Below are 25549 nucleotides of genomic sequence, written 5' to 3'. Positions count from 1 at the left end.
ACTCAGCTCTCCCTCTCTTTTTGGATCAAAGATACCGCTCCACCGAAAACCATTCCCAGAGTCATCAGCGACAGTCCCAGTATCTCCATTCTACTGGGTGACTCACCGAGAATTATCATGGCGAAGAGAAGGGCGAAGGCCGGTTCTCCCACGTAGATAAGAGAAGCGCCCACCGATCCGAGATATCTCTGGTATTTGAGCTGGACCACCACCGCGAATATGGTGGCAAACACGGCCGTGAAGAGTGCAACCAGCAGAATCCTGTAATTGATGAATATAGAGCCTTCAACAAAGGGAGTCAGCAGAAGGTTCACCAGAATAACCACCACGAACTGCGGAAGGAGCAGCTCCATCTCCTTATCGCTGGCTACTTTGGTGAAGTGAGATATCAGAACTACGTGCAGTGCGAAAGACATAGCGCACAGAGTTGTGAGAAAGTCGCCGAAGTTGAAACCGCCCTCCGGAGAAGTAAGAAAGTAGAGCCCGACGAGCGAAATAACTAGAGAAGCGATCTGTACGACCGTTGGCATCTTTCTCTCGATCAGTGGAGAGAGTATTGCGACGAGCCCTACGTAGAGGGCCGTAATGAAAGCGCTTTTAGAAGCGCTGGTGAAAACGAGACCCCAGGTCTGGAAGACGTAGCCGCCCGAAAGAAAAAGGCCGAGAACCACGCCCTTCTTGAATCCGCTACTGGAGAAGGATAGTCCCAGCCTTTTTCTCAGAGGTATCAACAAAAGTACTGCGAAAGAAAAACGAACGACGTTGTAGAAAACCGGGGAAAGCCCATGCAGAATATCCTTCTGCATGGGAAAGGTTAGTCCCCAGAAAACAACTACCAGTAAGAGATTGACATAGGCTTTAGACTTGGTTTTCGACATGAAAGCAAACTTTCCGCCATCAGTTGATAAGAACTATGGCGAGCACTATGCCCACCACCAGTATGCCTATGACCGAGAAGAGGATGATATTGTCGGTTCTCTTCTCCTCTTCGGTCTTTTCCTGAAGCCTGAAATCGACCGAGGTGGTCATATCGCGGTTTATATATACGTTCTGCTTGGAATCTCTGTAACCCCATTTCGAAACGGTGACTGTGTGGCTCCCGACTTTTTCGAAGTCCCTGTAGGGCGTATCGCCAACGTATTCGCCATCCACGTAAACCTGTGCATCGGGGATCGACGTGACTTCCAGATAGCCATATATATAGTTGGGCAGCAGTGAGAAATGGAAATCGCTGGAGCCGGGCTGAACATTGACCACCGACGGACCGTAAACGAGGTTTCTCTTGGTGTAAATATAGATCGTGTGCGTTCCAACTTCGAGAGTGGTTGTAACCGGCGCATTTCCCATGTATATCCCGTCCACGTAAACACTGGCATCTCTCTTGTCCGCATTGATCGTGGTTCTCACGGTGAATGGAACGTAGCTGTTGTAGAAGTAAGTGTATCCCATACCCCAGTTGGTGCTGAAGACCGGGTTTATAGCTATGGAAAGGTTATTGACAGTTTGGCTGAGATACGGAAATGGGTATCTGTCGAAAAGCGAAAAGACATTTCCCAAAAAGCCCAGCGGCGAGGATGAGGCCACTACCACGATCGTTTCTCTGCCCCTTTGAGATTGAATCTGTAGGTTATACTTTGTCGTAGCTTTTTCCGTTGGCAGGGTGTAGGTTCTACCACCTATCATGTAGTTATCCTGATCATAGACGTTTGGAAACAGAACCTGTACCTGACCGGAAGGATCGATGTCCAGAACGGCCACATACGCGCTTCTATCCACGGAAAAGGAAATTCCCAGGGTTTCGCCACCGTAATAGGTCGCTCCGGTACCCTTGTTCAGATTGACAGTAACGTTGATACCCGCACCCGGTCTGCTAAGGAACATGAGACCTTGAGGATCGTAACTGATCGAAGTTGCGAAGGCTGTTATACCGATAATAACGATTACAAAGAGCGCAAGCCTTTTCATTCTCTTTCCTCCTCCTTTATTGCTGCGGCAATTTGCCTGCAGACTTGATTAACGCGTTTAACGGCAACGTCGGTTTTCTTCCACAATCAGTTTTCGCCCTTACCCATAGCTTTATCGAGCCAGTATTTGAACCTCTCTTCAAGTTCCCCTCTAGCCGTCTGTTCGACAACACGGCCTTTCATGAAGATTACTCCGCCCGCACGGGTTCCGGCGATCCCTATATCGGCTTCCCTTCCCTCTCCTATACCGTTGACGACGCAGCCCATTATGGCCACGGTAATATCGTCGTCGATGCCTTTGAGCCATTGCTTGACTTCTCTTGCCAGTTCTTCGACGTTTATTTCCGTTCTGGCACAGGTCGGACAGGAGATTATATCCGGTCCCGGCCTGAGGTTGAGCGCTCTGAGAATCGAGAAGGCGGCCTCTACCTCCTGTATCGGGTCGCCCGATATGGACACTCTTACTGTGTCGCCTATCCCGTTCAGCAGGAGCGCACCTATGCCGATCGAAGACTTCACTATCGAGTCCAATCCGAATCCGGCCTCCGTAACCCCTAGGTGAAGCGGATAATCTACCTTCTCACTCACATATCGCGTCGCTTCTACAGTCTCTCTCACACGGGAGGCTTTCACGGAGATGACGATATCTTCAAATCCAGCCTTTTCGAGCAACCTCACCTGTGCCAGGGCACTCTCAGCCAGGGCGGCACTTCGACCGATATGCGAGAAGTCTTGATCGATTGAGCCGGAATTGGCCCCCACTCTTATTGAAACGCCGTACTCTTCGGCGACCTTCACTGTCTCAATTATCTTCCATTCCTGTCCGAAATTCCCCGGGTTGATCCTCACCTTCGCGGCTCCATTCCTTATAGATTCGATGGCCAGGCGATAATCGAAATGTACGTCGGCAACGACTGGAAGCCGGGATTCCCGTGTGATACTTTTCAGGGCGACAGCGCTGTCGTTGTCTGGAACTGACACTCTCACTATCTCGCAGCCCACACCGGCCAACCTTTCGATCTGTTCAAGAGTGGACTGTGCATCTACGGTTTTCGTGTTTGTCATCGACTGGACCGAAACGGGGTTTCCACCACCAATAGTTACCGGACCTACTTTTACAGCCTTGCTCATCAGAACCAGCGACCTATATCCACGAAAGTTATGTAGATCATCAGGCCCATAAGAACCATGAACCCGATAACATTTATCAACCCTTCGATTTTGGGATCGAGCCTCCTTCTGGTTACCATCTCAAGAACAGCCAGCAGCATCCTTCCGCCGTCGAGAGCCGGAAAGGGAATCATGTTGACCACGCCCAGGTTCAAAGATATGAAGCCCGTGATGAAGATGACTATTCTCAAACCTAGGCTTATAGCCTGATCCACGATTGTCATGAGACCTATCGGGCCGGTGAATTCATTTATGTTGGCTCCGCCTGTGAAGAGGCTTCCCACGACCCTGACCATGGTCACAAGAATACTGTTAGCCCACTGTAAACCCAGACCAGCGGCCTGAAAGACACTGTCGGGATACCAGTAATCGCTCCCCTGGGAAAAGACTCCGGCCTCGCTCACGAGCGAAATCATTTCTTGCTTACCCACGGTGATTTCGACTGATTTTCCGTCCCTTTCGAGCTTCACGGGAATCTCTTCGGCGAAACCGTGATTCTGGTAGGCTACCTCCCTTCCGGTGAACTGGATCAGAAGATCGGATGGATCTATCGCGAGCAGTTGACTCATCATGGTAAGATCGTAGCTTGTCTTCGTCTCTAAAGAACCCACTGAAACTATCATATCTCCCTTTTTGAAGAGCCCGTGGTCTTTGGCGATTCTCGGCTGGAAGTTGGCGTAGTAAATCCCCATGGCGTATCTTTCCTCGGCCGGCGAGTAATTGAGCAGAGTACCGGACAGGGTCTGTCCATCGGAAAAACCGATTTTAATGGAACTTTCCGGCTGAAGCACTTTACCGTAGCCCACATAGTCACCGCTGAATGTGGCTCCATTAATCGAGGCGATCTCTCCACCTGCGCCCCCCTGAGCGCGGGAGATAATCATCATGGTCTCCTGTGGAAGCATTTCCGGCACGAGAGTGATTCCCATTTCTCTGCCGTCTCTCATTATCACCAGATCTATCGGGTCACCTTTCGCGATCGCCTCTCCAAGCCGCGTGTTGTCGATCAGTATCTTCCCGTTCACCGAGACTATTCTGTCCCCCGGCGCTATGCCTGAAATTTCGGCAGGAGATCCCGGCTCTATTTTATCGATCTTGATCTCCTGAAAACCCCATACTACAGCGACAAGCGATAAAATGACGAAACCGAGTATCAACGAAAAGGCAGGCCCGGCAAGGTATATTATGAAGCGTTGCCACGCGGGTTTATTCTGTATCTGTTCATTCTCGGGTATCGATGAATCGACGGCGTCGAGATCCTCTCCGGCCGGTCTGACGTAGCCGCCGATGGGAAAGGCATTTATCCTGAAAGTGGTTTTCTTGCCTTTCCTGGACCAGATCTTCGGTCCCATGCCTATTGCAAACTCTATCACCCTAACACCGAAAAGTCTCGAAAAAAGGTAGTGCCCCAGTTCATGGACTACGACGACCCCGGTTAGGATCAAAAGAAAGTAGATTATCGTCAAAAACATTTGCTCACCTCTTCCAGCGCGATTTCTCGGGAAATCTTATCGATCTCCAGTATTTGACGGTAGTCGGCCCGTCTTTGATCATCTATTCTGGAGACCGTTCTTTCGATTATATTGTAAATTCTTCCAAACTTTATTTCACCTCTTAAAAAAGCCTCGACGGCTATTTCGTCGGCCGCATTGTAGGCTATCTGTTTCGACTGCTTTCCGCAGATGTTCCGTGCCAGTTCAAGCGCGGGGTACTTATCGCCGTCGATCTCTTCCAGCAGTAGGGGAATCCCTGTGATCCCCCCTCTATCAATCACCCGCTCCCTGAAAGGATAAGTTAGCGAGTAGGCGATCGGAATTCTCATATCCGGCGTTCCACTGTGCAGTTTCACGACCCCGTCTCTGTAAACTATACCTGCGTGTATATAGCTGTTTCTACATATATAGGTCTCAATATCCTCTTCATCGTATCTGAACAGATAATGCGCTTCGATCACTTCCAGACCCTTATTAACCATTGTAGCACTGTCGATGGTGATCCTTCGCCCCATCGACCATACTGGATGTTTCAAGACATCTCCAGGAGTGGCGTCTATAGATCTTTCAACGCTCCAGTCTCTCAGAGCTCCGCCCGAGGCCGTGATGAATATCCGATCTGGACGGGGTCCCTCGCCGAGAAGTTGAAAGAGACCGCTGTGCTCCGAATCGACGGGTATCAATTCTACAGATTTCTCTTTACATCCCTCGATCAGAAGATCTCCGCCGCAAACGATCGATTCTTTGTTGGCCAGGCAGAGGCGTTTGCATATTTCGATCGCCTTCAGGCTGAAACGTAAACCTGCCGCACCGCTAACGCCCACAATAACCATGTCTGGCCTTGAACTCTCCAGCATCTCTTCGATTCCCTCTTCCCCGTGAAAGAATCTTTTGACTGAAGAGAGCGCTAGGGGATTTTCTTCGGTGGAGAGGGAAGCCGCGAAAGCCGGCCTATACCTTTCCAGTTGTTTGGTGAAGAGAGAGAAATTGTGGCCGCAACTCATGGCCACAATTTCCAGTCCTTCGATCTTTTCAATTACATCCAGAGTCTGAGTTCCAATTGAGCCCGTTGAGCCCAATATGGCAAGTCTTCTCAACTTCACACCTCGAATTTCTTCTTTATCTCGGCCGGGTCTCCGGAAGTCTCTTCCAGTACTTTGCTGACTTCCTCGTCCTTGAGCGACATGATCTTTGCCACTCTGTCGGGAACGCTCTGCCTCTTTCCCGGGACGCACTTTTCTGCCTGCTCCTCCTTTGCCGCTACTTTCAGTGCGAAGGCCGCACAACCCGGGGAACCGCAGATTCCGCAATTGATGTTTGGCAACACAGAGTAAATCAGTGTAGCCCTTTTATCGTCCCTCAGTTTCTCTTTGTAGGTGTCTATCTCTTCCTGGGAGGGTCTCACCGGTTTCTGGGGAGCCTGCTTTATCTCTTTGCCCGAGCTCTCCAGAAGTTTAGCGAGTGCCTTCTGCGGATCCTCGCCCGCTTCCTCGTAAAGCGCGACGAGCTTTTCAGTTTCGCTGTCCATTATGACTTTCAACTTTTCGGGGACTCCCGATCTTCTTCCGGGCAAACAGCCATCCAGAGTTGCCTTACCTTCGGCCATCGCTTTCGCGAAGGCCGGACATCCCGGAAAACCGCACGCTCCACAATTGACGCCTGGCAGTGCTGCCTCTATCAGTTTAACTCTAGGATCCTCTTTGACGGCGAATTTTGCGGAGGCGAAAGCGAGGAACACACCGGCGCCCACTCCAAGAATCGCCATTAAGAGTACCGAATAAACTATCGTCATAGCTCACACCTCACAGCTTCACAAGGCCCTGGAAACCCATGAAGGCCATTGATAGAAGTCCCGCCGTTATCAGTGCGCTCGCCGTTCCCTTGAAGGGGGCGGGGATATCTGAAAGTTCCATCCTCTCTCTTATCGTAGAGAAAAGAATAAGTGCGAGCGCAAATCCAAGCGCGGCACCTGCTGAGTTAACCACCGTTTCGATCAGGGTGTAGTTCTCCTGAACGTTTAAAAGAGCAACCCCGAGGACTGCGCAATTGGTTGTGATAAGCGGCAGATAGATACCTAGAGCTTCGTAAAGACCCGGGCTAGTCTTCTTCAGCACTATCTCCACAAACTGCACGAGCGTCGCTATTATTAGTATGAAGACGATGGTCGTCAAAAAGGAAAGTCCCAGAGAGACCAGCAGAATATTCAACAGCCATGTGATTATCGATGCCAGGATCATCACGAATATAACGGCAAGGCTCATACCGATGGCTGTATCGATCTTTTTGGAAACTCCTAGAAAGGGACAGATCCCCAGGAACCTAGAGAGAACGAAGTTGTTAATCAATATCGCAGATAAGAATATGAACAACAGTCTGGTCGCCATACTTCAACCTCCTCACTTAGTCGCTTTCTTCGCTTTTTCGCGTCTTATCCCAAGGTAATTGAAGAGGGCGATAAGCATTCCAAGAGCTATGAAGGCACCGGGTGGCAGGATCATGACGAACATCTTGACGTCTGACAGGTGTGCCCCGAAGATAGAACCGTTTCCGAGGAACTCTCTCACCGATCCAAGCAAGACCAGCGCGCCCGTAAAACCCAATCCCATGCCCAGGCCGTCGAGAAGAGAATCGAAGACGTTGTTCTTGGACGCGAAAGCCTCCGCACGACCAAGAATTATGCAGCTGACCACGATCAGTGGAATGAACAGTCCCAGCGTCTTCCAGAGATCGTAAATGAAGCCGTGCATAAGCAAATCGATTATTGTGACGAACGACGCTATTATAACGATATACGCAGGTATTCTGATCTTGTCTGGAATGAATTTCCGCACCAGCGATATTGTTATGTTGGACATCGCCAGTACGGCTGTAGTTGCCAGTCCCATGCCCAGGCCGTTTTCGGCGCTGGTTGTGGTTGCCAGCGTCGGGCACATGCTAAGAACTTGAGCGAAAATCGGATTCTGTTTGAAAAACCCATTGGTCAGTATCGTAAATTTCGATTCGGCCATTACTTCACACCTGCCTTCTTCAGGAACTGATACATCGTGTTGATCGATACGGTGACGGCCCTCGGAGTTATCGTCGCGCCGGTCATCACGTCCGTAACCGTAACAATTCCTTCGGTCTCTCTTTTCAGATCGATCTCCTCGCCGATTGGAGTGACACCCGCGTCTTTGTTGACTTTCAGCTCTCTCTCCAGGCCGGAAGGTTCCACCGGATAGAATCTCTTTTGAATATCGGAATTGGCTATGTTCGCTCCCAGACCGGGCGTCTCCTGCGAATATTCGAGAACCTTTATTCCATTCAACTTCAATCCGGTGCCGGTAGAAATGAATGACGCCATCGTTTTGACATCTCCGCCGTACCCCACAGCACTTGCGATGGCTATATAGATCTCCCTCCCATCGTCGGATGTGAACCTGTAAACGGGATTGTCTACCTTTCCCCTTCCGTTGTCGCTTCTGTATATTATCCCGTCTTCAACTTGAAAACCCGAAGGAGACCACTCGAATTTGGCAAGATCGCCCGCGGTTGAAGGAATCCTTTCATCGCTCACCAATGATCCGCCACTGGTAGAATCCTTCAAAACGCTTCTTATTGCCAGTAATTTCGCTCCAAGTTCGGCGTTCGCGATGGGCTCCTTGACGATCGAATAGACCGCAGAAAGGGCGAAAGCTGCTATTACTGTAATTATCATCAGTGTGATTCCAGTTTTGAAATAATCACGCATTGGACTTCACCTTCCCGAAGATCTTTGGCTTGGAAACCATATCTATCAGGGGTACGAAGGCGTTCATGACCAGAATCGCGAAGGAGACGCCTTCGGGATATCCGCCGAAGAATCTGATCACCATTGTGATGACTCCACATCCCACTCCGAATATCAAGTGTCCCTTGAATGACATAGGGCTTGTCACCATATCGGTAGCCATGAAGAGCGCTCCAAGCATAAGTCCGCCTCCAAGTATGTGATACAGTGGCGATCCGAAAGCCGGATTGACTCCGTTGAAGATCGCGGCCATAAGGGCCACAGTACCTATGTAAGCAACCGGTATCACCGGAGAGACTCTTCTGCGAAGCAACAGCCAGCCAAATCCCAGTAGCAGCAGAAGAGCGCTGATTTCGCCCAGAGAACCGGGAATGGTTCCGAGGAACATCTCCTGTAGTGAAAAGATCCTTGACGAACCCTCTTTGAGGATCGCCATTGGCGTCGCGCTGGTCTGGAGATCGAAGGGGCTGAACCAGCTTGTCATCTGAACAGGGAAGGATATCAAAAGAAAGACCCTGCCCACTAGAGCGGGGTTGAAGAAGTTCTTCCCAAGTCCTCCGAATACTGCCTTGGCGATCGCTATGGATACGAAGACTCCGATGAGGGCCTGCCACCACTCCACAGCCAGAGAGAGGTTCAGGGCCAGAAGGAGACCGGTTACGGAGCCGCTCAGGTCCGGTCTGAAACTCTTTTTGTTTCTCAAGAAGCGGATAATGAAGAAATCGAGTGCTTCGGCCCCTGCGGTACAGACCAGAATCAGCACCAGGGCCTTGATTCCGAAAGTAACTACTGCCCAGATTGCAGCGGGAGTGAGCGCTATCAGGACATCCAGCATTATGCTTCTTACACTGTTGCCCGACCTCAGGTGAGGCGCGGCCGTCATTGTCAACTTCACTTTTTTGCCCCTCCCTTCAGACTGCGGTATATCTTTTTGTGCAACTTGAAGTTCTTCACCAGTTCGATTCTCGCCGGACAGATGTAAGAACAGCTCCCACATTCTATACAGTCCATCAAGCCGTTTTCGACGGCTATGTCGTACTGTCTTGCCGATCCGTAAAGGTTTAGAAGAAACGGCTGAAGCCCCATGGGGCAGACGAACGTACAGTTGCCGCACCTTATGCAGGGAAACTCTTCTTCGGGCAGGGTATCTTTCATCAAAGTTATTCCCGATGTGCCTTTTACAACAGGGACATCTATCTTTGGAACGGTCATTCCCATCATCGGACCGCCGAAGATTACTTTCGAAGTCTCTTCGTCGCTCCCTCCGGCGAAAGCTATCAATTCCTGAGCCATGGTTCCGATTCTGACCACGAAGTTCGCGGGTGATTTTACGCCTTCGCCCGTGACGGTGATTCCTCTCTCGATAAGAGGTCTGCCCTTTTCGACCGCTTCGTAAACCGCGTAGGCCGTTCCCACGTTATCGACGACCACGCCAACGTCCAGCGGAAGACCGCCCGAAGGGACCACTCTCTTCTCAAGCGCGAATATCAACTGCTTTTCCGCGCCTTGCGGATATTTGGTTATCAGTTTTCTGACTTCGATCCCAGTTCCTTTCACGGCTTCGCTCATCTTCGCTACAGCCTGCGGTTTATTATCCTCTATTCCTATAACGGCTCTCTGAACCCCCAGAGCCTTCATGATTGCCAGTGTTCCCCTTACGACACCATTGGCGCGTTCCAGCATGTACCGGTAGTCTATAGTGAGGTAAGGCTCGCACTCGGCGCCGTTGATCACAAGCAGATCGATCTTCTTATCTTTTGGAGGCGAAAGCTTTACACTGGTTGGAAACATGGCTCCACCGAGACCGACGATTCCGGCCTGCTTTATTCTCTCTGTTATCTCTCCGGGCGAGAGCTTCTCGAAAGAAGTTTCGGGCCCCAGGAGTTCCCAATCATCTTCCGAGGTCCTCTCGATGACGATTGCATCATCGGGTTTAGACAGGGTGGGATGGTAGTATTTTCCAATTTCCTTTACCTCGCCCGTGAGTGGAGAATGGAGATTAGCGGAGATGAAACCGTTCGACTGGGCTATCAACTGACCGGTCTTAACTCTCTCTCCCGGACCGACGACGGGCTTTGCCGGAACACCTGCATGATTTGCAAGAAAAACGTAGACTTTTTCTGGAAGCGGAAGGATTCTCAACGCAACATCTTTAGCCAGTTCCTTCCTCTCTGGCGGATGCACGCCCCCTCTGAAGGTTGGCAACTTCATCGTATCACCTCTCAACGGTTTTGGCAATGACTGACTTCGTTTTCGATAATATCCCGCAAAAAAACAACCTTACAGCTCACTGAAGCTGCAGTCACGATTACCCGCAAACATTCTTACAAACAATAGGAGCGGATCGCTCCGCTCCTATTATAGTACAATGTTCAGTCGCTGGGAAACGACTACTTCACGCGATTGATCCTTCCACTCTCCTGGTAAGATGTGATCGGGCTTATCTGGCTCACATACTCGACTACTACATCAGCGAGAACAAATCCCGTATCGTAACCAGGGTGGTTGGCAAGAGTTGTATAGCCATCTCCGCCGGAAGCCAGGTAGTTGTTTGTGGCAACCTTGTAGATCTTATCCATCACGATCGGTTCCCCGTTAACTAAAACATCTTTGACGGTACCGTTTTCAATCGTATAACTGACACCACTGACCTGTGGCATCGCTCCCTGTCCGGCTGATATCGTAGCGGTGAATTCCAGGACTTTCATGAAATCGGCGCCACTTATTTCGATAACGTACAGAGAATTGCCGAACGGAAGAACGGTGAGAATATCACGGTAAGTTATCGGACCGGCCGCTATCGAGGCTCTAATACCCCCTGAATTACTTATCGCGATGTCGGCGCCGGATTTCCAGATCATGGCATCGCAAATCAAGTAGCCGAGGTTTGTGTCCCGTGCCCTGACGACATTTCTGTCACCTTCGAGCTTTATGGTCGTTTCGCCGACCACAACGTTAAGGGCCTCTCCGCCGGCTTTCTTGAAGTAATCGAGTACAGTGGCGACTGCGAAATCCGGAGTGATCGAGTTCTCCACCTTGATCGGTCTGAAGGAGACGAATGTTATAGTTCCATTGACTACGTCCAGATCCAGTTTTCCAAGGTACTTTCCCCATTCACCGGCCGATACTATCAACGTACCGTTTATAACTTCCGGTCTCTCGTAGAAAGTATGGCTGTGACCGTCAACGATCACGTCGATTCCATCGACGGCCGCTGCCAATTCCCAGGAATTCGGTCCAACTATAACCGGATTGCTCCCCATATGTGTCAACGCGACGATTATATCGGCCTGGGCTTCTAGCTGAGGTATCAGTTCTTTGGCCACTTCAACTATTTCTTTCCACTCATAATCCTTTGCATACAGATACTCGAGTATTTCGGATTCCTGAGCGGTAAAGCCGACTATCGCCACTTTGATTCCTCCGACTTCTTTAATTATGTACTGTGTGAAGGCCGGTTTACCGTCTTTGTATATGTTGGCACTCAGGAACGGGAAGGCTGCAATGTTCATCTGCTTGGCCAGAACGTTCACGTCGTTGTCGAACTCGTGGTTTCCCAATGTCACGGCATCGAGCTTCATTAGGTTGAGGACGACTATATCCGGTATGGCATCCTGAAGGTCGGATTCAGGCACGCCGGTGTTTATGTCTCCAGCATGCAAAAAGATAGTGTTCGGATTGGACATCATAGCCTGATTCACTAGAGTCGCGATGGCGGCGAACCCGCCGAACTCTCCCTCGGGCCATATATGGCCGTGGGTGTCGTTGATGTGGAGAATGGTGAGTCTTTGGGCGAGTGCAAAAATCGATAGCGTTACTATCAGAGCGATTAACAGAAACTTCTTCATATCGAACCTCCTTTTAAGAAATGTTGGTTATCTTTCCCACTTTCTCGAAATCAAAGGAATTGCTCCCCTCAGTAATATGGTAATGGATAATCTCGATTTCTGTTTTATCTGAGAAGACACTTCTCGAGCTTTTTTCGATTTTCAGGCCGTTCATTTCCACCTCTTCGAAGTCCGATAGGTAGATCGATTTCAGTGTGATTGCCAGCCTGAACTCCCACAAACACTCTCTGAAAGCACTGGTCGCGAGACTCAAGGGTGTCATCATGGACGTCATCGCTGCCGCCACAAACAGGAGCGCGATCAGCAGACCTAAAGAGAGAGAGCCATCATTCCTTCGCAGCGATCGTCTTTCCGCCCTGTACATCGCCCGAAAAATCTCCTTCCCTCACATGATTTGCGATCGCGCAGTTCTTCCCAATCTTTGTTCCGGCCGGGATGACGGCGTCGTATCCGACCACGACGATACCGGAATCGTATATACCCGGATGCGTTTCGTGGGGAACTTCCTCACCGTACCCCAGTACACAGTCGTCATTTATCACCGAATTCTCGCCGATTATTGCCTTGTCGATAATCACGCCTTTACCTATCCTGGTGTTGGTCATTATCACGGAATTGCGAACGACCGAACCCTCGCCTATCTGCACACCCTGAAAGATCACCGAACTGTCTATACGTCCGTAGATCTCTGCTCCTTCGTTGATAAGAGAATTCCTGACCCTCGAACTCCTCCCGACGTAGGCCGGCAGGTATTCTTCGGTCTGCGTATAGAACCTCCAGGCCGGGTCGTGGAGGTTGAGGGGCGGAATCGGCCTGGTCAGCTCGATGTTGGATTCCCAGAGAGCCTGGAGAGTTCCTACGTCTCTCCAGTAGCCTTCGAAAACGAAGGCGAAAAGCTTTCCAAGATCCCTGTCAACTGTTTCGGGTAGTATGTTTTTACCGAAATCGTTGCTGCTTTCCGGAGTCTGTTCGTCCTCTAGCAACCTTTCTTTGAGGAAACTCCAGTTGAAAACGTAGATGCCGAGCGAGGCTAGATCCGATCGCGGCTTTTCCGGCTTTTCCTGGAAATCGATGATTCGGTTTTCAAAATCGGTGACCATCATGCCGAAGCGATGGGCCTCTGAAAGAGGTACGCGCATGCATGCCACGGTGCCGTCTGCACCTTTGGAGAGATGGTAGTCTATCATTTCGTTATAATCCATGGAGTAAATGTGATCGCCGGAGAGAACGACCACTATTTCGGGGCTGTAAGCATCAATATAGTCGATGTTTTGATAGACCGCGTTTGCCGTCCCCTTGTACCAGTTAGAATCGTCCTGCGCCACGTAAGGTGGAAGAATCACCACCCCGCCGTCTTTTCTGTCGAGATCCCAGGGCCTTCCTATACCTATATGCCTCGAAAGAACGTGCGGTCTGTACTGTGTGAGCACTCCGACGGTGTAAATACCCGAGTTGACGCAGTTACTGAGCGCAAAATCGATTATTCTGTACTTTCCGCCGAAAGGAACGGCCGGTTTGGCGATCTCGTCTGTTAGAATACCGAGTCTGGTACCCTGGCCGCCAGCCAGTATTAAAGCAACCACTTTTTTCGCCATATTATCACCTCAAACCCTATATAACGCCGTGTTTCTCGATCACTGTGGGATCGGACTGCTCGCCTACGAAACTCTTCCCCGATCTGACTGTGCAGTACTTGTCCAGTATAACGTTCTCCACATAAGCCCCTTCTTCGACGATACAGCCCTCCAGAAGTACTGAACCTTTCACCGTGGCACCTGCCAGAACCCGTGTATCCCTGAAAAGCACGGAATCTTCTAGCTTTCCACCGACCACGCATCCGTCGGCGATAACGGAGTTGCTAATAAAGGCCGTACCGGTTATCTTTGGCGGCGGAAGATCCTTCAGCTTCGTGAAGACTCTCCCATGCTCGTAGAAAAGCTCACGTCTGATTTCGGGGTTGAGAATATCGAGATTGGTGCGGTAATAACAGCTCTTGCTCTGCTTTATGTCTCGCCAGTAACCGTTGTACCTGTATTCTCTCACGTTTAGGGAGCCAAGGTTGGGAATTATCACTCCTTTCACCAGCTCATTCTCCCCGTTGGGCACGGTCGAGTAGAGGAGTTCGCGAAGCAGGAACTTGTTCATGAAATAGGCTCCCAGAGCCACGCAGTTGGAGCCTCCGAGGTCTTCGAGCGGTCCTTCCCTCTCGATCCACTCGACAACTCTGCCGTCCTTGCATTTCAGGAGAGATACATTTCCGAAATTGTAATTCTCGATATTGCTCGCCGTCAGGGCAGTGATGTCGGAACCGGTCTCGAGGTGGTAGCGGAAGATTTCGCTGAGATCGGCTTTGAAGATATGGTCGCCAGAACCTATCATCACATAATCTTCGTTACCCCTCCTCAGTATGTTGATGTTCTGGAATATAGCGTCGGCCGTTCCTTTGTAACCCATGGACGGGTTGTATGGGGAATAGTAAGGTTGCAGGATGAAGAGACCACCCTGTTTTCTATCAAGATCCCATTCCTTGCCAGAACCTATGTGATCCATAAGGCTTCTGGGGCTGTACTGAGTTATTATTCCAACTTTTGAAATTCCAGCATTTACCATGTTGCTGAGAGTGAAGTCGATAGAGCGATATTTACCGAACACTGGCAGGGCAGCACTCGTCCGAACCTGTGTCAGCGGTCCCAAGTATTCACCCCTGCCGCCTGCTAAGATTATCCCGAGTACCTTCATTCTCTCACCACGCGCCCTTATCTAGTGTCGGGCCGTGGTTTCCCTCCCTTCAACATTTTTGTTGTCTTCCTGTTCCATAAGAGGCAAGCCGGTCATCAACGACATTGCCGGAAGCGACCAGTCTTCCTCTCCATCTAGGTATCTGTGAAGAAACCTGACCGCATCGGAAACCGCCTTCCCGTAAAGATCCCTGAAAGTCAACCGACTTTCCCAGCCCGCTATGCTGTGAAACCAGGGCCTCATTCCAAAGTTCATGGGATCATCGTGCGTATCTCTGAAAAAAGCGCTTTCGATGCTTTCACCCTTCAGAAAAAGAGCTTTAAAAAAGAGAAACAACCTGGATCTACCGTAATAATCGTCAAAAATATCCTTCATGGAATCAACGGCCCTGGTGATCGAAGGGCTATCGATGTTATAGACCTCACCGGCCGTTCTTTGAATGGTCCGTTCGAGCTCTTCGTCTATCGAGGGTGGAAGCTCCGCCAGAGGTCTCAACTTAAGTATATCCGCAGTCAATCTCTCCTTGAGAATGGTTCTGTCTATCATTATCTCGAGCTGTCCGCTTCTGTACCCGGTACCGGCCCGCGCCATGATGTACTGACTGACGGAAAGATCTAGAAAAAAATGACAGAAAACCCCCATAACATAGAACCTCGAAACTCCCTCGAGCTCCCTGCATAGAACACCGGCAAAGGCGTCGCACCCGGTTGTGTGTGATAACTTCCAGAGCAAATACTCAGGAGAGTTTTTTTCACAGTACTTGCCTATATCTGTGAAAAGGCACCCGAGGTTGAACTCTCCCTTTCTCTCGCTGTCTGGATCCAGTCCAACCTCCTGGAGAACGTCCTTTCCAAAGATGATGTGAGTCCAGAACCCGGGCAAGAACTTCACTCCTTTTCAATCGTGCCCCACAAACATTTCAAATAAAGACTCTCTGGAACCTGCATAAGCCAAGGGTGGTCCGGAGATTGAAGAGTAACCGCAAGGTGCGAGAATGTGATCCCGCTGTTCTCTGTTGACCTCCTCACTGCCTCGACAAGGTGCTCCAGACCGATGTTGTACGCGCATGTGCAAATGCCGAGTACCCCTCTGTCTCTGACAAGGGGCAGCAGGCCCTTTATCATGTCCCTGAAGAGGCCGACCCCGGTCGATAGCTCCTTCCTGTGCTTAACGAGAGAGGGTGGATCCAAAACAACTATATCAAATGCATCATCTTTTTCAAACCGACCTATAAAGTCAATAACATCGCTCTGAGCGAATTGAACGCATTTATCCAGTCCATTCAACTCCGAGTTCAACTTCGCCAGCTTCAGGTCCTCCACAGACTTGTCTACACAGATCACCTCCGCGCCCGCGGCCGCCATGTTGATTCCGAAAGCGCCTGTGAAGGAAAAAAGATCGAGACCCTTTTTGAGAGACAATTTCTTCACCAGCGAAGAACAAAAGGCTCTAGACTCCCTCTGATCGAAAAAGAACCCGGTCTTCTGACTCTTTTCGATGTCCACCAGGAACTTCAATCCGTTCTCAATCACCTCTATTCTTTTGGGTACCTCTCCGTAGAGCAGCCCTGTATTTCTGTCGATTTTATCTTCGACGCCCATTTCGAAATCGCTCCGTTCATAGATACCCGCTGGGGATGTCTCCTCTACGAGCGTTTCGATTATTGTTTCTTTAAGACTCTGCACGATCCGGTTCCTGAATTGAACGACGAGGATTTCGCCGTACCTGTCAACAACCAGGCCGGGCAGTTTGTCTCCCTCTCCATGAATCAATCTGTAGTAAGGGAGTTCGTACAGGGCCTCTCTCTTTCTCAGTGCCCTCATTATCCGTCTTTTGAACAATACTTTGCCTATATCCTCATCTCTGTTCGTGAGGACCATCACGGCTCTGTTCGACTCGGGGTTGTAGAAGCCTCTTCCCAGAAAGCCGTAATCGTACGAGAAGACATTCACCTCTCCTAGCCGCTGCGGACCGTCAATTGAAAGCAGTTCATCCCTGAATACCCACGGGTAACCGTTGAGTATCATTCTTTCCTTTCCCTTTTTCAAGCGAGCGACGATCATCAAAGCTCTCCCTCGAGGGTCAGGGTGTAATCCATTATTTCTCCTTCTTCGAAAAACAGCTCTATCTCTCTCAAAGCGCTCTCGAGGCTGTCAGAAGCGTGAATAAGGTTCTTTCGGACCGATACTCCGTACCTGCCCCTTATGCTTCCCGCGTCGGCCTCCAGCGGGTCGGTCTTTCCTACTGTATGGCGGAGCCTCTTTATGGCGTTCTCACCCTCGAGCACCATAGCTACGACAGGTCCCGATTGAACAAACTTCATAAGCGGTTCGAAGAAGTCTTTGCCGACATGTTCTCTGTAAAGCTCACCGGCCAGGTATTTGTCCATTTCTATCATTTTGAGGGCTACTATCTTAAGACCTTTGTTCTCGAGAGTGGTGATTATCTCGCCGACCAGACCCCTCTGGATAGCGTTCGGTTTTAGATAAGCGAATGTTCTCTCCATCTTTTCGACCTCCGGGATAATTGAACCATTCATTGCTATAATTAAATCATGGACTCTACCAATAGAGATTTAAGAGAGAGACTTTCCCGTATCCTGGCGGGAAGTGCGGGCTTAAGTATAGCACTTACTGGAAGAGATTGCCGTTATCTCAAGACCTTCTCAGAGGATTTGATTGGTCTTGACTTTTCCTGGGACAGAAAAAGGTTGACAGAGGATTTTCTGTTGATTGCGCCGGAGAACGGAAATATCGGTATAGAGAAGGTTCGCGAGATCGAAGCTCATTTTCTCCACAGGCCGCCCGCGGGACGGCGAAAGTTCATCCTCATAACTCAGTGCGAGCGAATGACCCCGGAGAGCGCCAACGCTTTGCTTAAGATACTGGAAGAGCCTCCGGACTTCGGGAGAATCATCCTCAACACCACTTCCTGGAACTCGTTGCTTGCGACTATACGCAGCCGTGTAATCCCCATAAACATCGAAGTGCCGGACGTGATAATGGAGGAAATAAAAAGGAAATACAGAGATAAAGTCATCGAGATCTACGCCGGCTCTATAGAAGATTACTCGATCCTGTCTTACTTCAGAGACCTCGAAGCGGAGGCTTTGACTGTCGATGCTCTCGAGCTCCCGGAAGGTGAAAATTGTGTCGAGTATCTGGAAGACGTGGAAAATGAAGACCCCATCTTCAAAATCAAAAGAAGAAAGGCTTATATGAATCTGATAAAGCGCTTCATAGCGGAGAACGACTTTTTCGCGCTCGCCGGAAGGATTGCACCAGGATTCGGCGGCGTTGGTTCCTTCGAAAAGTGTCGTCTTCTGGTGTTCTACGCGAGAGGACTTCTGCGAGATCTGCTGGTCGTCTCGAGGACTTCGCTCTGGAGTCGAGTTGTCAACATAGATCTGATAGAATGGCTTATGGAATACAGGGAGGGACCAAATACGTTGGAAGATTTCCTCTGGTGCGATAGATTCCTGAGAAGACGCACCGCCTCTCTTAACCCGACACTCGTCTTTTTCAGGGCTATGTATTCGGTCAGGAGGAATTTCGATAGAGACGCTGCTGGAGGTAGAATGAATGCCTGAGATATACGGAACCGTTTACGGAGTTGAATTTCATACGGTCGGAAAAATGTACGAATACTCCTCGAGCGAAGGGGTTTTGAAAACTGGAGACTTCGTTCTGGCTATGAGCGAGTTCGGACTGGATGTTGGAAAAGTCAGATTTGGCCCGGTTGATATGCGTATCGATGAGCTTAAAGAAGAACTGCGACCAATCGTGCGGATGATGACGGACGAAGACTGGGAGACGTACAACAAGAATAAGGAGGAGGCGATCTCGGCCATGCGAATCTGTCAGGATTTGATCGAGAAGCACTCTCTGCCCATGCGCCTGCTGGAGGCGAGGTACATGTTCGATCGTTCGCGTATCGTATTCTACTTCGGGGCCGACAGCCGGGTGGATTTTCGCGAGCTGGTCAAGGACCTGGCAAGAGCTTTCAGAACGAGAATAGAACTTCGCCAGGTCGGCATAAGAGATGAAGTCAAAATGACCGGCAGTCTAGGCCTTTGCGGCATGACGGCCTGCTGTGCCAGGTTCCTAAGGCAGTTCGAAAGTATAACTCTTAAACACGCGAAGAAACAGCAACTACTGATAAATCCGGCGAAGATATCGGGCCGTTGCGGTAGATTGCTCTGCTGTCTCTCGTATGAACAGGAGTTGTACGAACATGAACTGATGGATATACCCGACGAGGGTTCTCTAGTGGATTACGAGGGAAAGACCTGCAAGGTGTTGACGGTGAATATATTCATGAAGGTGATAACTCTGGTTGCCGACGATGGGCAGATGATAAAGGTCCAGTTCGACGATTTTCGCAAGAGTCAGAAATCCATAATACAGGACGCCAACGCCGAGTTGCTCATAAAGAACAGAGATGAAGATATTTCAATGGACGATTGAATTGAGTGGAGGTGTGAAATGACAGGAAACGCTGAAAGGGGAATAGAAGAACTCAAAAAACTCGGAAGGATATGCAGGGGAGACATAATAAAGATGACAACGATCGCCAACTCCGGTCACCCCGGGGGATCGATGTCTTCAATAGATATGTACCTGTCTATATACAATAAAGCAAATATAAATCCTTCAAGACCGTACGATCCGAACAGGGACAGGGTCATCGTGAGCCACGGCCACACCTCTCCGGGAGTTTATGCTGCTTTAGGAAGACTGGGTTTTTTTAACATCGACGATGTCATATCTGGCTTCAGGCACGCAGGTTCCATATTCGAAGGACATATCACCAGGGGAATTCCCGGTGTGGAATGGACGACCGGTAATCTCGGTCAGGGGCTCTCGGTAGGTGTCGGCATGGCTCTGGCCTCGAAGCTGACCGGCAGAAACTTCAGGGTCTTCGTGGCCATGAGCGATGCCGAACAGGCCAAAGGACAGGTGAGCGAGGCCAGAAGAACGGCCGTCAAGTACAGATTGAACAACCTGGTCGTGGTCATAGATTACAACGATGCCCAGATATCCGGCAGAGCACGAGATATCATGTACGTCGATATCAAGGCCAATTATCTTGCCGATGGCTGGGATGTGATAGAAGTCAATGGACACGATTATCACCAGATAATGGAGGCTCTTTCGAGGTCCTTCGGGGGCGAAAAACCAGTTGCAGTGATCTGCAGAACTGTTATGGGAAAGGGGATCTCCTTCATGGAGGGCGATGTCTCCTATCATGGAAAACCTCTCAGTTTTGAAACGGCCGCGAAAGCCCTCGAAGAGCTCGGACTTGAAAATGATCTTGACAGATACGCGGAAATGAGAAAGGCTTTACCCTCCCACCATGAACCGGTTAAGCCGGTCGATGAGCCCATAAAGCCCGCTATCGGCACACCGATCACTTATCCCGTGGACAAGAAGACAGACAACAGATCGGCTTTCGGGAAGGCGCTGGCCGATATCGGAAAGACCAACAGAAACGGCACCCCCGTGGTGGTTTTCGACTGCGACTTGAAGCCTTCGACCAAGGTGAACGAATTCGAGAAGGTCTGGCCAGAGAACTTCATACAGATAGGAGTGCAGGAACACAACGCGGCAGTCGTAGCAGGCGCCGCCTCTGTATGCGGCACTCTCAGCTTTTTCGCAGATTTTGGAGTCTTCGGAATCGACGAGACCTACAACCAGCAGAGATTGAACGATATAAACAAGGCCAACGTTAAAGTGGCCGTCACGCACGTGGGAATCGATGTCGGTGAGGACGGGAAAACCCACCACTGCCTGGACTACATAGGGGCTTTGCGGAACTTCTTCGGTTTCGGTCTGATCGTTCCCGCCGACCCCAACCAGACCGACAGGGCCGTGAGGTATATGAGCCAAACGCAGGGTAACTGCGTAATCGCCATGGGAAGGTCAACCATGAATCCCATAGCCGATGAGAAGGGCGGACCCTTCTTTGGAGACAGTTACAAATACGAATATGGCAAGATAGATGTTATCAGAAAAGGAAAGGGTATAACGCTCCTATCGACCGGCCAGGTCACGCACCAGGCAGTTCTGGCGGCCGATCAACTGAAGAAGGACGGTCTGGAAGTCACGGTGTTGAATCTCAGCGCCCCGCTGGCTTCCGATCTTGATAGTGCTAGAGACTACCTGGTGGGAACAGTTATAACGCTCGAGGATCACAACGTCAACACGGGACTGGCTTCGATAGTCGAAGAGTATTTTGTGAGAGAGGGATTTCTACCAGAGAAGTTCGTCAAGATCGGTGTCGATAGATACATGTACTCCGGCGACAACGAAAAGCTGTACGATCTGGTGGGGCTTTCCAGAGACAGTATCGTCGAAAAGGTGAGGGAAATCCTGAGACAATGATGAACCAGGAAGAAGAGAAAAAGGTGATTGAATTCTGTTCGATCAACTCGATAAGCGCCGATCGCGAATTGATTTTCAAAGCATTGTGCCACTCATCTTTCGCCAACGAGCTTGCGCAGAACACATCCAGGATACTCGAATCCAACGAGAGAATGGAGTTTCTGGGAGACGCCGTTCTGGAGTTTTCTCTCGCGACGCTTCTTTACAGGAATTTTGCCCTCTCGGAAGGCGAAATGTCGAAAATCAGGGCCATGGTTGGCAGTGAGAAGGTTCTTTCCGAAGTCGCCAGAGAGCTCAGGATCGGTGAGTACCTCTTTCTCGGAAAAGGGGAAAGACAGACCGGTGGGGCAGACAGGGAATCGATACTCGCCGACGCTTTCGAAGCGCTTCTGGCGGCGATATATCTGAGCTATGGCATAGAAACGGCCCTGAATTTCGTCAGAGAGCGGTTGTACCGCTACGTGAATAAAGCGTTGGAAGGCGCCCTGGTACTGGACTACAAAACATCTCTTCAGGAGTTCACACAGGCCAGTTTCGGCTCGCGGCCCTCTTATACGACGATTCAGGAAGACGGGCCACCGCAGGATAAGTTATTCAAAGTGGAGGTAGTAGTAGAAGATAGGCTTCTAGGAGTTGGGGAAGGCAGGACGAAGAAAGCCGCCGAGCAGTCGGCCGCAAGGAAGGCTCTTGAGGCGCTCCTTAAGGAAGAGATAGATCGGGAGAATTCACCATGAAGTACAGGCATCTTGTTGTCGGAATCAAAGAAGAACAGCGGGATCTTTTCGAAGCCTGGAGCTGGGAAGAGGGCTTCATGAATCTTTATTTCGAGGAATTGCCCGACATGACAGTAACGCTTCACGTTATACTCGCTGAGGGCGAGGAACTGCCGGAGTTTCTCACAGAGGTGGAGTTCGTAGATCTAGGCTTTTCCAGTGAAGAGGACTGGTACGAAAAGTGGCGTCAGACTCTGCGGCCATTTTCTCTCTGTGGTGGGATCACAGTAGTCCCGATGGAGGAGGAGAGACCGGTCGAAAGCTTGAGCGAAATCGGCCTGATACCGGGAATGGCTTTCGGGACGGGACTTCACGAATCCACCAGACTGGCAGCCTCTCTGATAAAAAAGGTCGTTCGTTCCGGTGACCGTGTTCTAGATGTGGGGTGCGGGACGGGAATACTCTCGGTACTGGCCATGAAATGCGGCGCTTCGGAAGCTATCGCGCTGGATATAGATGAACACGCGCTGGAGAAGACGCGCGAGACGGCCAGGATAAACGGGGTTTCCGTCGAAGTCGTTAAATCCGATTTCCTTTCGGCGCTTTCAGAAGGCGAGTCTTTCGATCTGATAATCGCCAACATGATCGCCGAACTTCTGGAGCGCTTCGCCGGAGACATGAAGAAATTTTTGAGGAAAAGCGGTTCGATAGTGCTCTCAGGAATTTACAGAGAGAAGATACGATCGATTTCGAAACTCATCGATGAAGATTTTACAATCGATGATACAGAGGAAGATGGCGATTGGAAAGCGCTTCTCCTGAAAGAGAGATAGTATCTCTCCAGCTGGATAGAGAATTGAAGAACGACTTCTCAACTGCCAGGTTCTGCAAGTGGGGATATCCACAGGTAATTCGGTCGGAGCTGATATCTGGAGCGAAACCCTTCCCGACTCTTTTCTGGCTGACCTGTCCCCTGTTGAGAAGGTTGGTCTCGACTATGGAAAGCGGAGGATTGATTCAAGAATTCGAATACAGGATCGAGAGAGAGAGCGTCTACCGCGAAAGGTATCTGAAAGCCCACGAAGAAACAGCTCTCATGAAAAGAGAGAGCCTGGAGGGATTGGAGCTTTCTGAGTGGCAGAAAGAGAAGTTGTTCGGGAGTGGAATAGGCGGTATAGCCAATCTGCTCAAGGTCAAGTGTCTCCACCTGCAACTGGCCAATTATCTTGGCGGGGTTTCAAACCCCGTTGGAAGAGATGTCTGGGAATCTTTGGGCGAAAAGGAATGTAGTGGTGAAAGAGTCATCTGTCTGGAGTTGTTGAGGAGAAATGAACGATAGCTTGCTCGAAAGAGTGTCGCAGCTGCCCGAAGAACCGGGCGTTTATATATTCAAAAGCGACAAAGACGAAACGATATACGTCGGAAAGGCCAAGAAACTCCGTCGCCGTGTCCAGTCGTACTTCAGAGAATCCACCTGGTCGAAAAACGAAAAAGTCAGGAATATAGCCGTCGAAGCCTCCGATCTCCAGTTCATTCTCGTAACTTCGGAAAGAGAAGCGCTCTTACTGGAAGCGAATATCATTTTCAAAGAGAAGCCCAAGTTCAACGTACTGCTGAAAGATTCGAAGGTCTATCCTTACATCTACCTGTCCGACGACGGGTATCCCTACCTGGAAATAACGAGGATCAAAACTAGGCCTGGCACCTACTTCGGACCCTATACCAGCACCGGGCTGGTCAGGCGTATCCTGGAATTGCTTCAGCGAATTTTCGGCATCAGGGGCTGCACGTTTGATCTTTCGAAGGTCAAAAAGCCCTGCTTTCTGTACCATTTGAAGATGTGTTCAGCTCCTTGCGCGGGGAAGATAACATCGGAAGAGTACGCTAACCGGCTGGAATCTCTCAAAGAATTCCTGGAAGGAGACACTATGAAGGTTCGTCATGCTCTGCTTGAGAGAATGAACATCCTGTCCCAAACTCTCCAGTTTGAGCGCGCAGCAGAGATAAGGGATATATTGAGTTCGATGGACCAGCTTTATGCCTTTCAGGGCGTGGAGGCCTCTTACGATCTAAAAGCCGATGTATTGGTCGTTTCATCAGGACTGGCGACGCTTCTGCAGGTTCGCGGTGGGATGTTACTTGGAAAGCTCGTTTTCGATTTTCCAGACGGCACTCCGGTAGATTTCATATCGCAATTCTACTACGCGAAAGGTAATAGACTTCCGAAAAGTCTCATAGTTTATGGGTTGAACAAGTCCGACCTTAAGCCTTTCAAGAAGGACTTCTCGTACATCGGAGAACCCAGGGACGACCAGGAGACCAGGTTGCTCCAGATAGCCTATCAAAACATCGATGAAGAATTGAAAATGCGCCTGAACGCATCGCATTCGCTGAAGCAGGCGCAGCAGATTCTGGGTCTGGGCAAATTCCCCTCCCGTATCGAAGGCATGGATATCTCGCACACTCAGGGGCTATATACGGTGGCATCGGTCGTCGTTTTTGACAACGGCAAACCGAACAAAACCGAGTACAGAAGGTACAGGATAAGCGGGATCACCGAACCGAACGACTTCGAATCGCTTGCAACGGTAGTTAAGCGACGGTATTCGAAACATCCTCTGCCCGACCTCCTGCTGATTGACGGCGGCGAACCTCAGGTGAGGGCCGTCGAAAAGGCCTTTTCGGAGATCGGAATAGACGGGTACGAAATCGTCGGGCTCGCCAAAGAGCTCAATGAACTGGTCTTCCCCGACAAAAGAGGGAGAATACTGCTTCCGCAGGACCATCCGGTGCTCAGAATGATCATCTCGATAGACGATGAAGCTCACAGGTTCGCCGTGAATTATCACAGGGTATTGAGAGAGAAGAGGTACCGAAGTTCCAAGCTCGACGATATAAAGGGAATAGGTCCAAAACGCAAAAAGGCTCTGCTCAAAGCGTTTGGAGGTATCCCGGGAATAATGGAGGCCTCGGAAGAAGATCTTTACGCGATTCTAAAGAACAGAAAAGCGGTAGAAGAAGTTCGGAACTGGATAGAAAGAAAAGGTGGAGACTAGCTCCACCTTCTATGACTATTGCACTTTTTCCTTGAGTTCTTTCCCGGCTCTGAACTTTGGAACCTTTGCACCGGGGATCTTTATTGCCTTTTTTGTTCTCGGGTTGACTCCCTTTCGCGGCTTTCTCTCCACCACTTCGAAGGTGCCAAAACCGACTAACTTGACCTCTTCTCCCTCAGCGAGCTTATCGCCGACGATATCGACGAAGGTATCGATCAGATCGCTTGAAACCTTCTTCGTATAACCGGTCCTCGTGGAAAGCTCGTTGATAAGTTCCTTCTTATTCACGTAAACACCCCCTGGCTAGAATTCAGATGTCATCAATATTCTAACATCTTATGGAGAAGTATTGCAAGGGCTGCGCTGCGCAAATCCTCTGAATAAAATACATTCAGAAAACCCATCCTTTTCCGA

At 50.0% G+C, this 25549-nt stretch carries 26 protein-coding genes; 7 read left to right on the top strand and 19 right to left on the bottom strand.

Annotation, left to right across the window (positions count from 1 at the left end):
* Positions 1 to 2 precede the first annotated feature (2 nt).
* From PKX57_RS01855 to ndk, 18 genes are all read right to left on the bottom strand, one after another.
* Complete coding sequence (locus PKX57_RS01855; protein WP_472415884.1) at positions 3 to 878, bottom strand: DMT family transporter; 876 nt, start codon at positions 876 to 878, stop codon at positions 3 to 5.
* A 19-nt stretch (positions 879 to 897) separates the two neighbouring features.
* Complete coding sequence (locus tag PKX57_RS01850; protein WP_213921476.1) at positions 898 to 1965, bottom strand: DUF4384 domain-containing protein; 1068 nt, start codon at positions 1963 to 1965, stop codon at positions 898 to 900.
* An 86-nt stretch (positions 1966 to 2051) separates the two neighbouring features.
* Positions 2052 to 3095 carry a flavodoxin-dependent (E)-4-hydroxy-3-methylbut-2-enyl-diphosphate synthase gene (ispG, locus tag PKX57_RS01845; RefSeq protein WP_213921475.1) on the bottom strand — a complete coding sequence of 348 codons (1044 nt, stop codon included), beginning with the start codon at positions 3093 to 3095 and terminating at the stop codon, positions 2052 to 2054.
* Positions 3095 to 4606 (bottom strand): M50 family metallopeptidase, encoded by a 1512-nt coding sequence (locus PKX57_RS01840; RefSeq protein WP_472415882.1) that lies wholly within the window; start codon positions 4604 to 4606, stop codon positions 3095 to 3097. Before PKX57_RS01840 ends, ispG begins: the two co-directional genes overlap by 1 nt.
* On the bottom strand, positions 4597 to 5724 hold the full coding sequence (gene dxr, locus PKX57_RS01835; protein ID WP_213921473.1) for a 1-deoxy-D-xylulose-5-phosphate reductoisomerase: 1128 nt from the start codon (positions 5722 to 5724) through the stop codon (positions 4597 to 4599). The genes PKX57_RS01840 and dxr overlap by 10 nt, the downstream gene beginning before the upstream one ends.
* A 2-nt stretch (positions 5725 to 5726) precedes the next feature.
* Positions 5727 to 6419, bottom strand: coding sequence for an RnfABCDGE type electron transport complex subunit B (locus tag PKX57_RS01830; protein WP_213921472.1), 693 nt, complete (start codon positions 6417 to 6419; stop codon positions 5727 to 5729).
* Between the two features lie 10 nt (positions 6420 to 6429).
* Positions 6430 to 7011: an electron transport complex subunit RsxA gene (gene rsxA / locus PKX57_RS01825; RefSeq protein ID WP_213921471.1), complete on the bottom strand. Its 582-nt coding sequence runs from the start codon at positions 7009 to 7011 to the stop codon at positions 6430 to 6432.
* Positions 7012 to 7023: 12 nt separating this feature from the next.
* Positions 7024 to 7635: an electron transport complex subunit RsxE gene (gene rsxE, locus PKX57_RS01820; RefSeq protein WP_213921470.1), complete on the bottom strand. Its 612-nt coding sequence runs from the start codon at positions 7633 to 7635 to the stop codon at positions 7024 to 7026.
* Positions 7635 to 8357, bottom strand: coding sequence for an RnfABCDGE type electron transport complex subunit G (locus tag PKX57_RS01815; RefSeq protein ID WP_213921469.1), 723 nt, complete (start codon positions 8355 to 8357; stop codon positions 7635 to 7637). The genes rsxE and PKX57_RS01815 overlap by 1 nt, the downstream gene beginning before the upstream one ends.
* A complete protein-coding gene (locus PKX57_RS01810; RefSeq protein ID WP_472415880.1) occupies positions 8350 to 9291 on the bottom strand; it encodes an RnfABCDGE type electron transport complex subunit D in 942 nt (313 codons plus the stop codon). Before PKX57_RS01810 ends, PKX57_RS01815 begins: the two co-directional genes overlap by 8 nt.
* Positions 9288 to 10607, bottom strand: coding sequence for an electron transport complex subunit RsxC (gene rsxC / locus PKX57_RS01805; protein WP_472414617.1), 1320 nt, complete (start codon positions 10605 to 10607; stop codon positions 9288 to 9290). The genes PKX57_RS01810 and rsxC overlap by 4 nt, the downstream gene beginning before the upstream one ends.
* A 179-nt stretch (positions 10608 to 10786) precedes the next feature.
* On the bottom strand, positions 10787 to 12244 hold the full coding sequence (locus tag PKX57_RS01800) for a 5'-nucleotidase C-terminal domain-containing protein (RefSeq protein ID WP_472415878.1): 1458 nt from the start codon (positions 12242 to 12244) through the stop codon (positions 10787 to 10789).
* Between the two features lie 13 nt (positions 12245 to 12257).
* On the bottom strand, positions 12258 to 12608 hold the full coding sequence (locus tag PKX57_RS01795; RefSeq protein ID WP_213921769.1) for a hypothetical protein: 351 nt from the start codon (positions 12606 to 12608) through the stop codon (positions 12258 to 12260).
* Positions 12571 to 13839 carry a glucose-1-phosphate adenylyltransferase gene (locus PKX57_RS01790; RefSeq protein WP_214047966.1) on the bottom strand — a complete coding sequence of 423 codons (1269 nt, stop codon included), beginning with the start codon at positions 13837 to 13839 and terminating at the stop codon, positions 12571 to 12573. Before PKX57_RS01790 ends, PKX57_RS01795 begins: the two co-directional genes overlap by 38 nt.
* Positions 13840 to 13855: 16 nt before the next feature.
* Positions 13856 to 14983, bottom strand: coding sequence for a glucose-1-phosphate adenylyltransferase subunit GlgD (gene glgD / locus PKX57_RS01785; protein ID WP_472415876.1), 1128 nt, complete (start codon positions 14981 to 14983; stop codon positions 13856 to 13858).
* Between the two features lie 21 nt (positions 14984 to 15004).
* Positions 15005 to 15865: a hypothetical protein gene (locus tag PKX57_RS01780; RefSeq protein WP_213921766.1), complete on the bottom strand. Its 861-nt coding sequence runs from the start codon at positions 15863 to 15865 to the stop codon at positions 15005 to 15007.
* Positions 15866 to 15870: 5 nt separating this feature from the next.
* Positions 15871 to 17046 (bottom strand): class I SAM-dependent methyltransferase, encoded by a 1176-nt coding sequence (locus PKX57_RS01775; protein ID WP_214050230.1) that lies wholly within the window; start codon positions 17044 to 17046, stop codon positions 15871 to 15873.
* Positions 17046 to 17489, bottom strand: a complete 444-nt coding sequence (gene ndk / locus PKX57_RS01770; RefSeq protein ID WP_213921284.1) for a nucleoside-diphosphate kinase — start codon at positions 17487 to 17489, stop codon at positions 17046 to 17048. Before ndk ends, PKX57_RS01775 begins: the two co-directional genes overlap by 1 nt.
* A gap of 168 nt (positions 17490 to 17657) precedes the next feature.
* Here ndk and PKX57_RS01765 point away from each other — a divergent pair, with 168 nt between their 5' ends.
* Genes PKX57_RS01765 through uvrC form a run of 7 tightly spaced genes read left to right on the top strand, consistent with a single transcriptional unit; the run spans position 17658 to position 25135 of the window.
* A complete protein-coding gene (locus PKX57_RS01765; RefSeq protein ID WP_213921283.1) occupies positions 17658 to 18572 on the top strand; it encodes a hypothetical protein in 915 nt (304 codons plus the stop codon).
* The gene (locus tag PKX57_RS01760) at positions 18565 to 19449 is read left to right on the top strand and encodes a regulatory iron-sulfur-containing complex subunit RicT (RefSeq protein ID WP_213921282.1); all 885 of its coding nucleotides are present in this window, start codon (positions 18565 to 18567) and stop codon (positions 19447 to 19449) included. The genes PKX57_RS01765 and PKX57_RS01760 overlap by 8 nt, the downstream gene beginning before the upstream one ends.
* 18 nt (positions 19450 to 19467) lie before the next feature.
* Complete coding sequence (locus tag PKX57_RS01755) at positions 19468 to 21366, top strand: transketolase (protein WP_213921281.1); 1899 nt, start codon at positions 19468 to 19470, stop codon at positions 21364 to 21366.
* Complete coding sequence (gene rnc / locus PKX57_RS01750) at positions 21366 to 22100, top strand: ribonuclease III (protein WP_470745074.1); 735 nt, start codon at positions 21366 to 21368, stop codon at positions 22098 to 22100. The genes PKX57_RS01755 and rnc overlap by 1 nt, the downstream gene beginning before the upstream one ends.
* Complete coding sequence (locus tag PKX57_RS01745; protein ID WP_213921279.1) at positions 22097 to 22912, top strand: 50S ribosomal protein L11 methyltransferase; 816 nt, start codon at positions 22097 to 22099, stop codon at positions 22910 to 22912. Before rnc ends, PKX57_RS01745 begins: the two co-directional genes overlap by 4 nt.
* The gene (locus PKX57_RS01740; protein WP_213921278.1) at positions 22882 to 23418 is read left to right on the top strand and encodes a DUF501 domain-containing protein; all 537 of its coding nucleotides are present in this window, start codon (positions 22882 to 22884) and stop codon (positions 23416 to 23418) included. Before PKX57_RS01745 ends, PKX57_RS01740 begins: the two co-directional genes overlap by 31 nt.
* Positions 23408 to 25135: an excinuclease ABC subunit UvrC gene (uvrC, locus tag PKX57_RS01735; protein WP_213921277.1), complete on the top strand. Its 1728-nt coding sequence runs from the start codon at positions 23408 to 23410 to the stop codon at positions 25133 to 25135. Before PKX57_RS01740 ends, uvrC begins: the two co-directional genes overlap by 11 nt.
* Before the next feature lie 15 nt (positions 25136 to 25150).
* On the opposite strand, the gene PKX57_RS01730 is transcribed toward uvrC, so the two are convergent.
* Entirely contained in the window at positions 25151 to 25423 is a 273-nt protein-coding gene (locus PKX57_RS01730) for an HU family DNA-binding protein (protein ID WP_213921276.1), read from the bottom strand.
* Positions 25424 to 25549: the final 126 nt, after the last annotated feature.

The organism is Mesotoga sp. (assembly GCF_035363035.1).
In the GTDB taxonomy this organism is placed as follows: domain Bacteria; phylum Thermotogota; class Thermotogae; order Petrotogales; family Kosmotogaceae; genus Mesotoga.
The sequence above is the reverse complement of the archived record's forward strand: the minus strand, read 5'-3'. Positions and strand labels throughout refer to the sequence as shown.

What these genes read in the sequence shown, in the direction of transcription:
- rsxA (WP_213921471.1), bottom strand. Translation starts at nt 7,011, where the DNA reads ATGGCGACCAGACTGTTGTTCATATTCTTATCTGCGATATTGATTAAC.
- glgD (WP_472415876.1), bottom strand. Translation starts at nt 14,983, where the DNA reads ATGAAGGTACTCGGGATAATCTTAGCAGGCGGCAGGGGTGAATACTTG.
- PKX57_RS01760 (WP_213921282.1), top strand. Translation starts at nt 18,565, where the DNA reads ATGCCTGAGATATACGGAACCGTTTACGGAGTTGAATTTCATACGGTC.
- PKX57_RS01795 (WP_213921769.1), bottom strand. Translation starts at nt 12,608, where the DNA reads ATGTACAGGGCGGAAAGACGATCGCTGCGAAGGAATGATGGCTCTCTC.
- PKX57_RS01855 (WP_472415884.1), bottom strand. Translation starts at nt 878, where the DNA reads ATGTCGAAAACCAAGTCTAAAGCCTATGTCAATCTCTTACTGGTAGTT.
- PKX57_RS01745 (WP_213921279.1), top strand. Translation starts at nt 22,097, where the DNA reads ATGAAGTACAGGCATCTTGTTGTCGGAATCAAAGAAGAACAGCGGGAT.
- PKX57_RS01830 (WP_213921472.1), bottom strand. Translation starts at nt 6,419, where the DNA reads ATGACGATAGTTTATTCGGTACTCTTAATGGCGATTCTTGGAGTGGGC.
- ndk (WP_213921284.1), bottom strand. Translation starts at nt 17,489, where the DNA reads ATGGAGAGAACATTCGCTTATCTAAAACCGAACGCTATCCAGAGGGGT.
- PKX57_RS01755 (WP_213921281.1), top strand. Translation starts at nt 19,468, where the DNA reads ATGACAGGAAACGCTGAAAGGGGAATAGAAGAACTCAAAAAACTCGGA.
- rsxC (WP_472414617.1), bottom strand. Translation starts at nt 10,607, where the DNA reads ATGAAGTTGCCAACCTTCAGAGGGGGCGTGCATCCGCCAGAGAGGAAG.
- uvrC (WP_213921277.1), top strand. Translation starts at nt 23,408, where the DNA reads ATGAACGATAGCTTGCTCGAAAGAGTGTCGCAGCTGCCCGAAGAACCG.
- PKX57_RS01850 (WP_213921476.1), bottom strand. Translation starts at nt 1,965, where the DNA reads ATGAAAAGGCTTGCGCTCTTTGTAATCGTTATTATCGGTATAACAGCC.
- PKX57_RS01840 (WP_472415882.1), bottom strand. Translation starts at nt 4,606, where the DNA reads ATGTTTTTGACGATAATCTACTTTCTTTTGATCCTAACCGGGGTCGTC.
- PKX57_RS01790 (WP_214047966.1), bottom strand. Translation starts at nt 13,839, where the DNA reads ATGGCGAAAAAAGTGGTTGCTTTAATACTGGCTGGCGGCCAGGGTACC.
- PKX57_RS01815 (WP_213921469.1), bottom strand. Translation starts at nt 8,357, where the DNA reads ATGCGTGATTATTTCAAAACTGGAATCACACTGATGATAATTACAGTA.
- rnc (WP_470745074.1), top strand. Translation starts at nt 21,366, where the DNA reads ATGAACCAGGAAGAAGAGAAAAAGGTGATTGAATTCTGTTCGATCAAC.
- rsxE (WP_213921470.1), bottom strand. Translation starts at nt 7,635, where the DNA reads ATGGCCGAATCGAAATTTACGATACTGACCAATGGGTTTTTCAAACAG.
- ispG (WP_213921475.1), bottom strand. Translation starts at nt 3,095, where the DNA reads ATGAGCAAGGCTGTAAAAGTAGGTCCGGTAACTATTGGTGGTGGAAAC.
- PKX57_RS01775 (WP_214050230.1), bottom strand. Translation starts at nt 17,046, where the DNA reads ATGATCGTCGCTCGCTTGAAAAAGGGAAAGGAAAGAATGATACTCAAC.
- PKX57_RS01800 (WP_472415878.1), bottom strand. Translation starts at nt 12,244, where the DNA reads ATGAAGAAGTTTCTGTTAATCGCTCTGATAGTAACGCTATCGATTTTT.